The organism is Peribacillus sp. NPDC101481 (genome assembly GCF_044767165.1).
Lineage (GTDB): Bacteria > Bacillota > Bacilli > Bacillales > DSM-1321 > Peribacillus.
In genome coordinates this window covers 414,373-426,268 of the sequence record NZ_JBIWNJ010000002.1, presented here as the reverse complement: position 1 = coordinate 426,268, position 11,896 = coordinate 414,373, and the positions used below count along the sequence as shown (strand labels likewise).

The following is an 11,896-nucleotide window of genomic DNA, read 5'->3' as shown; positions in this document are numbered from 1 at the left end:
ACTCCCTTTTCTATATTACTTGCCTATGAATTGAGCTTTCCTTTTTTCAGTGAATGCTGCCACACCTTCTGCATAATCTTTCGTTAAGCCAGCAATTCGCTGCCCCTCCGCTTCTTCATTTAAGTATTCTTCCAATGAAAGGTGATAGGACGCCTCTAAGTATCTTTTGATTAAACCGATCGCTTTCGTTGGTTTGTTTGCGATATTCTCTGCAAAGGCTTTCAATTCCTCGTTCCATTCCTCCAAAACGATCACTTTTGTAGCGAGTCCGATATTTTTCGCCTCGCTAGCCGTAACCTTTTCCCCCAATAAAGATAATTCCAAGGCTTTCGCATGACCAACGATCCGCGAAAGGTAATACAGATTCCCCGAATCAGGAATCAACCCGATATTGACAAAAGCATTTAAAAAGCTGGCTTTTTCAGAAACAAGCCGAAAATCGCATGCCAACGCCAGGCTGAAGCCAGCACCTGCAGCCACTCCATTGACTGCGGCAATGATCGGTTTTTCACAGTTTGCTATCTGCTGCATCATCGGACCGTAGTCATCAAGCAGCTTTTGGCCTAAATTCATGCCCTCATCAACATCCGATAAATCCTGCCCCGAACAAAAGGCCCTGCCTTCCCCAGTAATGATAATGGCCCGCACTTCATCTGACCCCGCAGATATTTTCATCGCTTTCTGTATTTCCTTATTCATTTGGGCCGTAAAGGCATTTAGTTTTTCAGGACGGTTCAAAGTAAGCCATGCCACTCCATTTTCAACCCTATATTTGATGGTTTCGTACATAGAGCACCCCTTATCCGCCTGTAAAATCCGGCTCTCTTTTTTCTACAAATGCTTTCATTCCTTCTTTTTGGTCCTCTGATGCAAAAAGAATATAGAAGTTCTTCCGTTCAAATTGCATGCCCTCATATAAGGTGTAATCAACGGCTTTATTGACGGATTCTTTAATCAGCCTTACAGCTAACGGGGGTTGCTTTGCTATCTTCCTGGCAAAATCAACCGTTTCTTCCATTAACAATTCAGGTGCCACGATCTTATTGATGAAACCATATTGCAGAGCTGTCTTTGCCTTTATCCTTTCAGCCGTCAACATCCATTCAAGTGCCTTTGTCTTGCCTACCAATTTCGTCAATCTTTGGGTTCCTCCCGCACCAGGCATGACCCCTAGTGTCACTTCCGGAAAGGAAAACTGGGTATCGCTGGCGGCAATCAGGAAATCACAGGATAAAGCAAGTTCAAAACCACCGCCGAATACAAAACTTTTCACCGCACCAATCACAGGCTTTTTGACTAGGCTTATTCGGTCCCAATCGGCAAATTGGTTCGTTAACTCCATACTGATTGGATTGTCGTTCACCATCTCGTCAATATCAGCTCCAGCGGAAAATGCTTTTCCATTACCCGATAGCAAGATCACCTTCACTTGCGGGTCCCGGTCGAATTCTTCCATGGTTAAAACTATTTCCCTCACCATTTTCCTGTTAAGGGCATTCAGTTGCTGCGGCCGATTTAAAGAGATATAACCAATGCCATCCGCGATTGACGTTTCAATGAATTGAAGCGCATTCATTTTATTTCTTCGCCGATCATCATCGTTACAAGTTTCCCCGCAAAGCCCATTAAGTCTTTCCCTGATGCTTTGCCCTCAGGAGAACGCATTCCTTTTTGCAGTGCATCATGGTCTTCATAATACATTTCACATAGAATGTGATACTCAGAGTCTTTGCCCATCGGTGTCCCGACTATTTTAGTGACCTCCATTTTTTGAAGACCAGGAATTTTTTCCGTTATCGGACCATGTACATTGAAGTAGTGCTCATCGAATTCTTCCTTGTTTTCAGGTTGTTTATAAAGGGCGATTAGTTTTACCATTTTAGAAAACCTCCATTTTATTAGATTATTTTTATCATCGGTTTCATCGCTTCGAACGGATTTTTGCATGCCTTACAATATAAAATGCTGCGGCAGGCCGTTGGACCGAAGATATTTTCCATCGTGACATATGTCGATTCACAATATGGGCAATCCACATGCCATGATCCATCACTTTTCATTTGTCGGGGAGGAGGGGAGATTCCGAAAACCTTCAATCCCGCTTTCCCCTTTTCCGTAATTCGATCGGATGTCCAGGAAGGGGAACGTAAAAATTCCACACTTACATTTTTTACGGCAGGCAACTGTCGAAGGGCTGTTTCCACATTTTTTTGAATGATCGACAATGCCGGGCACCCAAGAAAAGTTGGCAGCATTTTTACCGAAACGTCCTGGCCCGAAACCGTCACGTCTTCAACCATCCCTAAATCCAGAATACTTACTGTATCGATTTCGGGATCTTTAACGTCTTCCAGGAGCCTATATATTTCTTCTGTGTTTAACTGTACGGTCGCCATGGTACCCCTCCCCTTTCTATTGATTCACCATGAAGCTGCTTTATCGCTTGCGTATACTTCGCTTAACGTTTCTAGCGCCTTTTCCAAATCTTCCGTATGCTGGCCATTACGACCATCACCTCTTGCCATCCCTATTTGAATCGTTGTTGCCAAGCCGACACTTTCAAAAATTGGTGTGATGGCCTCGATCCATTTTTTCTGTAAAACAGCTTCGCCCTCTATCAAGCCGAGCTCAACCATTTCCTCTCCATATTGTCCAAGTGAAAATACGCCAGCAAAATCGGGCATTGTTTTCCCGATTGCCGCTTTCATTCTCGAAACCGCTTCCAAGTGACCAGATCCCAGCAATTGGACGAACCATGTTTTCCAGTGCATCAAATGATAGTAAAGTTCCATCTGTACCTTTTGTGCCACTTCAGCAAGCGGTTCATATGAACTTGAATGAAGGGATTGAACCTTAATCGCTTTGGCTTGGGTATAAAAATAATTTCGCACTACCGCAAACGCCCAATCATAATCCGGGTCTTTCATATAGTAACCAGGACCATTGACCAATTCGAGAATGATTGCATTGCGCCGTTCCTTGGCGGGACGGTCATGAGCAAGCTTATCAGCATCCCCTTCACCGAGTTCTTCAAGTAATTTATAATATATTGCGGCATGCCCCATCGTGTCTTGAGATATCGAAGCGGATGCAACATCTTCCTCGATATGCGGTGCAAGTCCCAACCATTCTGCACCACGGTATGAATGGATGAAGTCATCGTCAGCCAGTTGAAGCAGCAATTCCTTGATTGCGATGCCCTTCAATGATTCATTCTTCATTTTTCACACCTCCAGCCCAAGACATTATCTCTTTTTCATCGAGCATTCCCTGCTCATACTTCCGCCATTTTTTCTTTAAATACCCGTATCCTTTTGTGGTCCTGTAGTCTTTATTATCGATACGTTGAAGCGTTTTCTTTTCCTCGGCCGTCATTTTCCGTATATTCTGTCTTTTCACGACCCAGATATCATCAACCGCTTCACGTCTCATGAAGTTTTCTTGTGCCATCATGATGGCGATATCCTCATTCGGGGCCAGCAGGCTGAAGTGATATTGAACGGGTGATGATTGCGTTTTACGGCTAAACACTTCAAATTCTTCAAAGTAATTCCCTTGCCTAGTTTCCATATCGTCCTTCCCCCTCCCTTAGATGACCTTGGGCGCCAATGCCTCACGTACCCATTTATTATTTTCATAAGAAATTCTTCGAAGACTTAAGCGATCCTGCGAACGGGGACCTTCATTCCTTGCGAACACCTTCAATTTCCCCCAATCGGGTTGTTGGTAAATCCAGGTTTCGGATGCTTTGTCAAACCTAAGCGTTTCATCTGGAATGCTGAAGCCAAGTGAAAGGATCCGCTTCACATATTTAGAAAAAAAGGCTTGTCGAAGTTGTTCATTCGTACTGGTTCTGATTCTGTACTTAATCGTTATATCCTGTTTGGAAGTGCCCACTTCATTCTTACTGGGAGGTCCAAAGAAAAGTAATAAAGATTCCCACCAATAATTGATGGAGTCTTGAACCAATTTCCTTTGTTCTTCCGTCCCCTCAGCCAAAGCCATGATTATCGCTTCACCATGCTGGGCGTGAAAAACTTCTTCCGCGCAAATCCTCTGTAATGCCCTGGCATAAGGTCCGTATGAGGCGCCAAGCATGTTCGTCTGGGAAATGATGGCTGCACCATCAACAAGCCAGCCAATCAATCCAGCATCGCCCCAGGATTTGGCTTCCATATGGAAAACATTATGAAACTTTAAATCTCCTTTAAACAAATCTTGCATTAGGTCATCCCGTTTTTTACTGTAAGGCCTTAGCAAATCCTCGGCGACTCGAAGCAATAATTGCCCATGCCCCATTTCATCCTGCACCTTTGCCATGATTCCAAGTTTTCTATTTAAGGTCGGGGCTTTAGGTACCCATTCCTTTTCTGGAAGCGCCCCCATGATTTCACTGATTCCATGCATCGATATTAACTTGATTAAAGTGCCCCGGTATTCTTCCGGCATCCAATCATCCGCCTCTATCTTTTCTCCCGCTTCTATTCTGGCAATGAATTGATTTAGCTTTTCTTCTCCTGCCATATCATTTAAAAGAACGTTCATCCAAATCACCTCTTTTTATAATATAACGTTTATATAACGTTATTATATTTTACTGTTATATTAAATGCAAGACTATTCTGTCTTTTTTTGAAATAAAAGGAAATTATCTAGGTTTCTTTAAATCTTTTAATCCACTAAAACTTTAAAGGGCGAGGTTTCCACTTTGATTGAATCTGTCGGACAGCCCTCCACTGCATCATCCAGATCATCAAATAAACCTTCCGCGACCTCTGCAATTCCTTCATTTTCATCCAGGATGACAAATGCCACTCCCTCATCATTGTAATCAAAGATTTCAGGTGCAGCCGCACCGCATGCACCGCAAGCAATGCAAGTTTCTTGATCCACAACTGTATATTTTGACAAGAGGCCCTCCTCCTTCTCCATTTCATGATTGGCTCCATCTTCTCTTCCATTAAGAGATAAACCCATATTTAACCACGATTGCATCCGCTTTATGTATCGCGTTTACTTGTTCGATTTCTTCAGCTCATTTATTCCAATCGTACGGTAATTTTAGCAGGAAAGAACTGAACGATGGAATCGTCCGGTTTCAACATCCATATTCATGAGCATGGAATTTATAAACGAATGACTTCATCCTTCCGCTTATCAACGACACGAATCGCTTTTCCTTCTGAACGGGGAATGCTTTTTGGGATGTTGACAACAATATCCATCGTTACAAGACATGCGGATTTCAAATGATGCTGTATCGTTTTCCTTAATATCTCTACATTACCATGCGTTAAGTCTTCTTCAATTTCCCTGTAGAAACCGCTTTCAATTTCAATATGCAGTTCAACACCGTCCATATTTCCCTTCTTAACGAGATGAATCTGATAGTGTGGCACAATTCCCTCCATTTGGAATAGCACACGCTCTATTTCAGATGGAAACACATTCACTCCCCTGACTATGATCATATCATCCGTTCTGCCCTTAACACGGGACATTCTAGTTGTCGTACGCCCGCATTTACACGGTTCATGTGTAATTGAGGCGATATCACCTGTACGGTAACGAATGATTGGCAGCGCTTCCTTTGTAAGGCTGGTAAAGACAAGTTCCCCATCTTCGCCGTCCTTAACCGGTTCAAGCGTGTCCGGGTTAATGACCTCGACAAGGAAATGGTCTTCTGCGATATGCAGTCCATCCTGTGCTTCATGACATTCAATCGCAACTCCCGGCCCCATGATTTCACTTAATCCGTAAATATCGATGGCTTTCAATTTCAGTTTCCTCTCCAGTGTTGCCCTCATTGCCTCCGACCATGGCTCAGCTCCGAAAATCCCATACTCAAGCCCATTATCAGCAGGATCAATTCCCATCTCTTCCATCTTTTCAGCGATATTCAAAATATAAGTAGGGGTTCCGCAAATGCCTCGCGGTTTAAAGTCATTGATGATCGTAATCTGCCTATCGGTATTCCCCCCTGAAATGGGTACTGTCGCAACTCCCAGCTTTTCTGCCCCGCAATGCAAGCCCAGGCCCCCTGTAAACAGACCATATCCATATGCATTATGGAAAATATCTGACTTGCGGCCTCCTGCAGCTACAATTCCACGTGCGACGATTGTTGCCCAATTTTCCAAATCATTTTTCGTATACCCGACAATTGTAGGCTTTCCGCTCGTTCCGGATGAACCATGAATGCGTGTTACATCCTTCATCGGAACGGCAAATAAACCGAATGGATACTGATCACGAAGCGTCTGTTTTTTTGTAAATGGAAGCTTTATCACATCGTTTAGAGTTTGAATATCTTCTGGTTCCAGGCCCATCTCTCTAAACTTTTCTCTGTAATAAGGTACATTTTCATATACATGGCTAATCGTTTTTTTAAGGCGTGCCATTTGTAAACTTTCCATTTCAGCACGCGAAGCCGTTTCAACTTCCGGATTGTACATTGTTTCAGTCCCCCTCAATTTTACTATTGTCCCATCTAACATACATAACGGTAATAAAACGGAGATTAAATTATTGTTATGATTTATTTCAAGATTAATACGTCATTTCTACGTTGTCAATAATGTTTTTATAATTCAGATAAAATGACCGAATAGACAAAATACTAATTTACTAAATTTTCAGACTATGTTAATTTTAACAATGATATATCATTTTATCAAACAATCGTTTTAAAAACGTGCTACACAAAAAGGGGGCTTACTATGGAATCACAGGCTAAAAACGGCCATTCACCATCAGGACATGACAACGGAAATAAGTATCGTCAATTAATTGAAACGGAAGAATTCAAGTATTTGCTTCAAAAGAAAAAAGCTTTCATCGTACCTGTCACTCTCTTCTTTCTTGCTTTTTATTTTGTTCTGCCTATTTTAGCTGCTTATAGCGAAGTGTTGAAGGGTGAAGCTTTTTTTAATATTACTTGGGCTTGGGTATATGCACTTCTCCAATTCGCTGTCGTATGGTTAGGGGGAATTGTCTATATCAAAAAAGCAGAGAAATACGACAAGATGGCTAAAAATATCTTGAATAAATATGAGAAGGAGCTTGGCGAATGAGCATTTTATCCCTCACGCTTTTTTTGGGCATCATCTTGTTAACGCTTACAATAACCTATTACTCTTCTAAGAAGACGAAAAATGCCAGCGATTTTTATACGGCCGGCGGCGGATTGACAGCATGGCAGAATGGATTGGCCGTAGCAGGTGACTTTATGTCAGCCGCATCCTTCCTGGGAATTACGGGTGCAATCGCACTGATTGGTTTTGATGGCTTTTATATGAGCATCGGGAACCTTGTTGCCTTTCTTGTCTTATTGTATCTTGTATCGGAACCACTTCGCAATCTAGGTAAGTTTACGCTGGCAGACATGATTTCAGCACGCTTCAAATCAAAAAAAGTGCGAGGGATAGCTGCTGCTAACACACTTGTCATTTCAATCTTTTACATGATTGCCCAACTTGTAGGTGCAGGAGGATTAATTAAACTCTTGCTCGGCATCGATTATTGGCTATCAGTTCTTCTTGTCGGTGTACTGATGACGATTTATGTGATTTTCGGCGGGATGAGAGCGACAAGCTGGGTGCAGATCACGAAGGCGGTTCTATTGCTAGGCGGTTCCGCTGTATTGACGTTCATCGTTTTTTCCCGTTTTAATTTCAACATTTCAGAGATGTTCCAACATGTACAAACTGCAACACCGCTCGGAAAGGAATTTTTGAATCCAGGAAATAAATACACCGATGGACTCGACATGATTTCATTTAATATGTCGCTTGTCCTTGGAGCAGCAGGCCTTCCGCATTTACTCGTCCGCTTCTTTACAGTAAAGGACGCAGCTACTGCAAGGAAATCCGTCGTATATTCCACATGGTTTATAGGGGTATTTTTCATCATGACGATTTTCCTTGGTTTCGGCGCTGCATCTTTCGTCGGGTTTGAGCGGATCATCGAAGCAAACTCGGCTGGAAACATGGCCGCGCCCCTTCTTGCATTAACCATGGGCGGGGAATTTTTATTCGCATTCGTTTCTGCTGTGGCATTTGCCACGATTTTAGCGGTTGTATCCGGCCTTGTTTTAACGTCGGCATCGGCTTTTGCACATGATATATACGGTGAAATCATCAAGGAAGGAAATATTACGGAAAAACAGCAAATACTTGTTGCCCGAATGGCTTCTGTCGGAGTAGCGGTCATTTCGATTTTACTTGCTTTATTTGCTCAATCAATGAATGTCGCTTTTCTTTCAGTCCTTGCGCTTGGAATTGCTGCCAGTGCCAATTTACCGATCATTCTTTGCACAATATATTGGAAACGCTTCAACGCAACCGGAGCGATCACCGGAATGTCATTCGGGTTACTCAGCTCCATCATACTGGTCATGCTCAGTCCCAATGTATGGAATCCGGAACCTGGGATGGGAATTTTCACTGGTGATCCCCTCTTCTCGATGAGCAACCCGACCATTTTCACCGTACCGCTCGGCTTTATTGGAGCTTATTTAGGTACAATACTGTCAAAAGCAAAAGATGAAGAAAACGGTTTTGCTGAGGTACTGTTCAAATCAAACACCGGATATGGGATAAGTTCAGCAAAAGACCATTAAGAAGGAGGATTTCCATGACCACACATTTAGATCAGGATATTCACGAATTGCATTACGATCAAATCAAACAAGTACTGGTCGACGAACCATACGCTTCTTTTCTAGGGATGAAATTGACGAAACTCGGTCCCGGGACAGCTGAAGCAGAATTGATTCCAAGTGACCACATGCTAAATAGCCATGGAACGGTTCACGGTGCCATCATCTTTTCACTCGCTGATTACGTGTTCGCCGCAGCCAGTAATTCATATGGCAAAATTGCGGTTGGCGTTTCAAACAACATCAACTTCTTATCAGCTGGCAAACGGGGTGAGACTTTAACTGCCAGAGCGGAAGAAATAAAGAAAAACCATAAACTGGCCTGGTATAAAATAGACGTGTCAAATGAAAGGGAATTGATTGCAACCATGGAAGCGATGGTATACAGGAAAAATCAATATTTCGTCGACCAAGTTGAATAAGTAACACTTGAAACCGGACGAGCAATCAACTTGTCCGGTTTATTTTCCCCTCGTTTTGCCCATGATACATACGTTGAGCTAATAAAAAGGGGATTCCCGATTTGGAATCCCCCTCCCTTATTTTAAAACCCTTCTTCCTAGCTATTGGCCGGAATACTGGAATCTATCACTTTTAGCCACTCCCCACGCTCCCTTTCACTGATTACATCAGTCTCGTAAACTATTTTCCCTCTATTCATGGTAGCCGTGATTTGGCAAGGAAAGGTATGGCCCATATAAACGCTTTGTTTATGTTTCGCGAAAAAATTCGTTTCCGAAACTTCATGCGTACCATTAAGGGAAACGATGGCAAGGTCTGCATCCTTCCCTACCTCGATTTGTCCTTTTCTAGAGGAGAGACCGAACCTTTTTGCCGGGGCTGAAGCTGTCCACTCAGCGACCTTATGAAGCGGGATACCATGTAAAACAGCCAACTCAATCATCGACATCAACGAAAATTGCCCCCCGCTTATTCCGCCCCACGCTTCAAAAATATTATGTATGGCAGGATCTTTCAGCTCAAAAGGGCATGGTGAGTGGTCGGAAGAAATCATATCGAATTTCCCTTCCATTAAACGGGTAATCAATCTTTCTTGTTCTTCCCTTTCCCTTAGTGGGGGAGCACATTTTGCAACCGCGCCTTTTTCTATTAAATCATCCTGATTGAATAATAAATAATGCGGACACGTCTCGACCGTCACATCCAGCCCCTTCTGTTTGGCCGATTCAATTTTTTCGATGGCCAAACTACTGCTAATATGGACAAAGTGCAGCGGACAGCCCGTTAACTCTGCATATGTAATGGCACGCTCCACAGCCTCCGCTTCCGCTTGCACAGGTCTTGTAGCTGCATAATCATTCGCACTGAATAGTCCATCCTTCTCTTTTTCCCGCTTGAACCACTGAGTGATCGGATCACTTTCCGCATGAAGGGCCAAAACCTTTCCCAATTCCGCTATTTTCTTCATTCCATGTAAAAGGGTGAAATCATCTGCCCGTTCAAACTCCTCATTTCCCGTCGCTGATAGAAATGCCTTAAATCCGATGACTCCGGATTTGGCGAGATCCTCTAAATCATCGATATTTCCCGGGACCAGTCCTCCCCATAATCCAAAGTCTATAACCGACTTCATCTCACCGAGATTGCCCTTTTCAAGGAGGGCCTTTCGATCAATCGTTGAAGGGATTCCATTCAATGGCATATCGAAATATGTGGTGCAGCCTCCCGCTGCCATCATTTGCGATCCTGTTTCAAAGCCCTCCCAATGAGCGCGGCCAGGTTCGCTAAAATGCACATGGACATCAATCATACCAGGAAAGATATGCTGGCCATCCGCTTCATACTCTGCATAACCAGTGCCATCCAGGATATCCCCAATCTTAACAATCATCCCATCCTGGATGGCAAGATCTGCTTTCTTCACTCCATCAGGAAAAACTACATATCCATTGCGGATAATAAGATCATATATTGACATATGGACCACTCCCCCAAAATAGTTTTATAATCAAAGAGATCCCCTTGATGCAGCCACTTTCTCCGTCTTTCCCACATACACATCCAGTGCAGCCTGCAAAGCCTCTCCCCGATTAACTTGGAACCCCTGGCGCAAAAGGACAGCTTCCAAGGAGGCCAATACAAAGAGGATGTTTTCTTTCCTGCAACTGAATCCCATGGTCCCGATCCTCCAGATTTTGCCGTGAAGCGGACCAAACGAGGAAGCGATTTCGATACCAAATTCATTCAACAGCATGGCTCTTACAGCTTCACCGTCGATTCCGTTTGGAATTTCGATGCAAGTTACACACGGAAGTTTGTTTTTCCCATCCCCGAATAACGTCAGCCCCATTGCCTTGATCCCTTCAACGAGAGCAGCTTCGTGGAGTTCATGACGGGCAAAGCGCGTTTCCAGACCTTCTTCAAGCACAAGGCGCAACCCTTCACGTAACGCATAAATCATGGAGGTCGCTTCTGTATGGTGATTCAAGCGGCGCGGTCCCCAATAATCCTGCAGCATGCTTAAATCGAAATAATTACTGGTGATCGGACGGCGGAGCGAAACCTTTTGGTTATCTTCATCCGTCGCAATACCACGTTCCACCTTTTTACGGGACTGGATGATTTCTTCTATTCTCTCATTATACGTAATCGGTGCCATACCTGAAGGAACGGACAAGCATTTTTGTGTCCCTCCTATCAACCCATCAATACACCATTCATCCACCTTAACATCGGTGCCCCCGATCGAGGCAACCGCATCCACCACAAGCAGGACACCCAATTCTCGGCAGGCCAACCCGATTTCCTTCAAAGGCTGCATACAACCTGTGGAAGTTTCCCCATGAACGATTGCTGTTATTTTTGGGGAGACTTTCTTGATTTCCGCGATGACAGCTTGCGGTTCGAACACCTCTCCCCAAGGACATTCCATCGTATGGACTTCTGCTCCGTATCGCTCACAGATTTCGACCAACAAATGACCGAATCTACCGAATATGGGAACCAGAACCTTATCTCCCGGCTCAATGATGCTGCATAGAATCGCTTCATTACCCGATCTTGAGGTGCCATCGATAGGGAATGCCCATTTATTTTTCGTTTGAAAAACCAAACGCAGCATTTCCATCACTTCATTCATGATTGTAGTGAATGCAGGATCGAATTGCCCTAATATCGGTGTGCTCATCGCCCTTAAAACACGCGGATCCACTTCGACCGGTCCTGGTGTCATGATCGTTCTCATCGGTGCATTCAATTCTGAATATGCCATTTTCC

Annotated in this window: 14 protein-coding genes; 3 read left to right on the top strand and 11 right to left on the bottom strand. The window is 43.7% G+C overall.

Annotated elements, in window-relative coordinates; all coding sequences use genetic code 11:
• Positions 1-15 precede the first annotated feature (15 nt).
• The 9 genes from ACIROD_RS12030 to ACIROD_RS11990 form a co-directional block, all read right to left on the bottom strand.
• Positions 16-789 (bottom strand): enoyl-CoA hydratase-related protein, encoded by a 774-nt coding sequence (locus ACIROD_RS12030; RefSeq protein WP_402941056.1) that lies wholly within the window; start codon positions 787-789, stop codon positions 16-18.
• Between the two features lie 10 nt (positions 790-799).
• Positions 800-1,576 (bottom strand): enoyl-CoA hydratase/isomerase family protein, encoded by a 777-nt coding sequence (locus ACIROD_RS12025; RefSeq protein ID WP_260356843.1) that lies wholly within the window; start codon positions 1,574-1,576, stop codon positions 800-802.
• Positions 1,573-1,878 carry an EthD family reductase gene (locus tag ACIROD_RS12020; protein WP_098372584.1) on the bottom strand — a complete coding sequence of 102 codons (306 nt, stop codon included), beginning with the start codon at positions 1,876-1,878 and terminating at the stop codon, positions 1,573-1,575. Before ACIROD_RS12020 ends, ACIROD_RS12025 begins: the two co-directional genes overlap by 4 nt.
• Positions 1,879-1,898: 20 nt before the next feature.
• Positions 1,899-2,396 (bottom strand): 1,2-phenylacetyl-CoA epoxidase subunit PaaD, encoded by a 498-nt coding sequence (paaD, locus tag ACIROD_RS12015; protein ID WP_101224271.1) that lies wholly within the window; start codon positions 2,394-2,396, stop codon positions 1,899-1,901.
• 24 nt (positions 2,397-2,420) lie between these two features.
• Positions 2,421-3,221: a 1,2-phenylacetyl-CoA epoxidase subunit PaaC gene (gene paaC, locus ACIROD_RS12010; RefSeq protein WP_230177270.1), complete on the bottom strand. Its 801-nt coding sequence runs from the start codon at positions 3,219-3,221 to the stop codon at positions 2,421-2,423.
• Positions 3,211-3,570: a 1,2-phenylacetyl-CoA epoxidase subunit PaaB gene (paaB, locus tag ACIROD_RS12005; protein WP_101224273.1), complete on the bottom strand. Its 360-nt coding sequence runs from the start codon at positions 3,568-3,570 to the stop codon at positions 3,211-3,213. Before paaB ends, paaC begins: the two co-directional genes overlap by 11 nt.
• 18 nt (positions 3,571-3,588) lie before the next feature.
• Positions 3,589-4,545: a 1,2-phenylacetyl-CoA epoxidase subunit PaaA gene (gene paaA / locus ACIROD_RS12000; protein WP_101224274.1), complete on the bottom strand. Its 957-nt coding sequence runs from the start codon at positions 4,543-4,545 to the stop codon at positions 3,589-3,591.
• Positions 4,546-4,671: 126 nt separating this feature from the next.
• The gene (locus ACIROD_RS11995) at positions 4,672-4,911 is read right to left on the bottom strand and encodes a ferredoxin (protein WP_402941047.1); all 240 of its coding nucleotides are present in this window, start codon (positions 4,909-4,911) and stop codon (positions 4,672-4,674) included.
• A gap of 215 nt (positions 4,912-5,126) precedes the next feature.
• Complete coding sequence (locus ACIROD_RS11990; protein WP_402941044.1) at positions 5,127-6,455, bottom strand: phenylacetate--CoA ligase family protein; 1,329 nt, start codon at positions 6,453-6,455, stop codon at positions 5,127-5,129.
• 264 nt (positions 6,456-6,719) lie between these two features.
• Between ACIROD_RS11990 and ACIROD_RS11985 the strand changes: the two genes are divergently transcribed.
• Genes ACIROD_RS11985 through ACIROD_RS11975 form a run of 3 tightly spaced genes read left to right on the top strand, consistent with a single transcriptional unit; the run spans position 6,720 to position 9,081 of the window.
• Positions 6,720-7,073, top strand: coding sequence for a DUF485 domain-containing protein (locus tag ACIROD_RS11985; RefSeq protein ID WP_230177268.1), 354 nt, complete (start codon positions 6,720-6,722; stop codon positions 7,071-7,073).
• On the top strand, positions 7,070-8,620 hold the full coding sequence (locus tag ACIROD_RS11980; protein ID WP_260356838.1) for a solute symporter family protein: 1,551 nt from the start codon (positions 7,070-7,072) through the stop codon (positions 8,618-8,620). Before ACIROD_RS11985 ends, ACIROD_RS11980 begins: the two co-directional genes overlap by 4 nt.
• A gap of 14 nt (positions 8,621-8,634) precedes the next feature.
• Complete coding sequence (locus ACIROD_RS11975; RefSeq protein ID WP_101224278.1) at positions 8,635-9,081, top strand: PaaI family thioesterase; 447 nt, start codon at positions 8,635-8,637, stop codon at positions 9,079-9,081.
• A gap of 137 nt (positions 9,082-9,218) precedes the next feature.
• On the opposite strand, the gene ACIROD_RS11970 is transcribed toward ACIROD_RS11975, so the two are convergent.
• Together ACIROD_RS11970 and ACIROD_RS11965 are read right to left on the bottom strand one after the other, a co-directional pair.
• Positions 9,219-10,598, bottom strand: coding sequence for an allantoinase (locus ACIROD_RS11970; protein WP_402941040.1), 1,380 nt, complete (start codon positions 10,596-10,598; stop codon positions 9,219-9,221).
• A gap of 30 nt (positions 10,599-10,628) precedes the next feature.
• Entirely contained in the window at positions 10,629-11,891 is a 1,263-nt protein-coding gene (locus ACIROD_RS11965) for a pyridoxal-phosphate-dependent aminotransferase family protein (protein WP_101224280.1), read from the bottom strand.
• Positions 11,892-11,896 lie beyond the last annotated feature (5 nt).

Excerpts from the sequence above, each read along its gene's own strand:
- ACIROD_RS12030 (WP_402941056.1), bottom strand. The coding sequence starts at position 789 with ATGTACGAAACCATCAAATATAGGGTTGAAAATGGAGTGGCATGGCTT.
- ACIROD_RS12025 (WP_260356843.1), bottom strand. The coding sequence starts at position 1,576 with ATGAATGCGCTTCAATTCATTGAAACGTCAATCGCGGATGGCATTGGT.
- ACIROD_RS12020 (WP_098372584.1), bottom strand. The coding sequence starts at position 1,878 with ATGGTAAAACTAATCGCCCTTTATAAACAACCTGAAAACAAGGAAGAA.
- paaD (WP_101224271.1), bottom strand. The coding sequence starts at position 2,396 with ATGGCGACCGTACAGTTAAACACAGAAGAAATATATAGGCTCCTGGAA.
- paaC (WP_230177270.1), bottom strand. The coding sequence starts at position 3,221 with ATGAAGAATGAATCATTGAAGGGCATCGCAATCAAGGAATTGCTGCTT.
- paaB (WP_101224273.1), bottom strand. The coding sequence starts at position 3,570 with ATGGAAACTAGGCAAGGGAATTACTTTGAAGAATTTGAAGTGTTTAGC.
- paaA (WP_101224274.1), bottom strand. The coding sequence starts at position 4,545 with ATGAACGTTCTTTTAAATGATATGGCAGGAGAAGAAAAGCTAAATCAA.
- ACIROD_RS11990 (WP_402941044.1), bottom strand. The coding sequence starts at position 6,455 with ATGTACAATCCGGAAGTTGAAACGGCTTCGCGTGCTGAAATGGAAAGT.
- ACIROD_RS11985 (WP_230177268.1), top strand. The coding sequence starts at position 6,720 with ATGGAATCACAGGCTAAAAACGGCCATTCACCATCAGGACATGACAAC.
- ACIROD_RS11980 (WP_260356838.1), top strand. The coding sequence starts at position 7,070 with ATGAGCATTTTATCCCTCACGCTTTTTTTGGGCATCATCTTGTTAACG.
- ACIROD_RS11975 (WP_101224278.1), top strand. The coding sequence starts at position 8,635 with ATGACCACACATTTAGATCAGGATATTCACGAATTGCATTACGATCAA.
- ACIROD_RS11970 (WP_402941040.1), bottom strand. The coding sequence starts at position 10,598 with ATGTCAATATATGATCTTATTATCCGCAATGGATATGTAGTTTTTCCT.
- ACIROD_RS11965 (WP_101224280.1), bottom strand. The coding sequence starts at position 11,891 with ATGGCATATTCAGAATTGAATGCACCGATGAGAACGATCATGACACCA.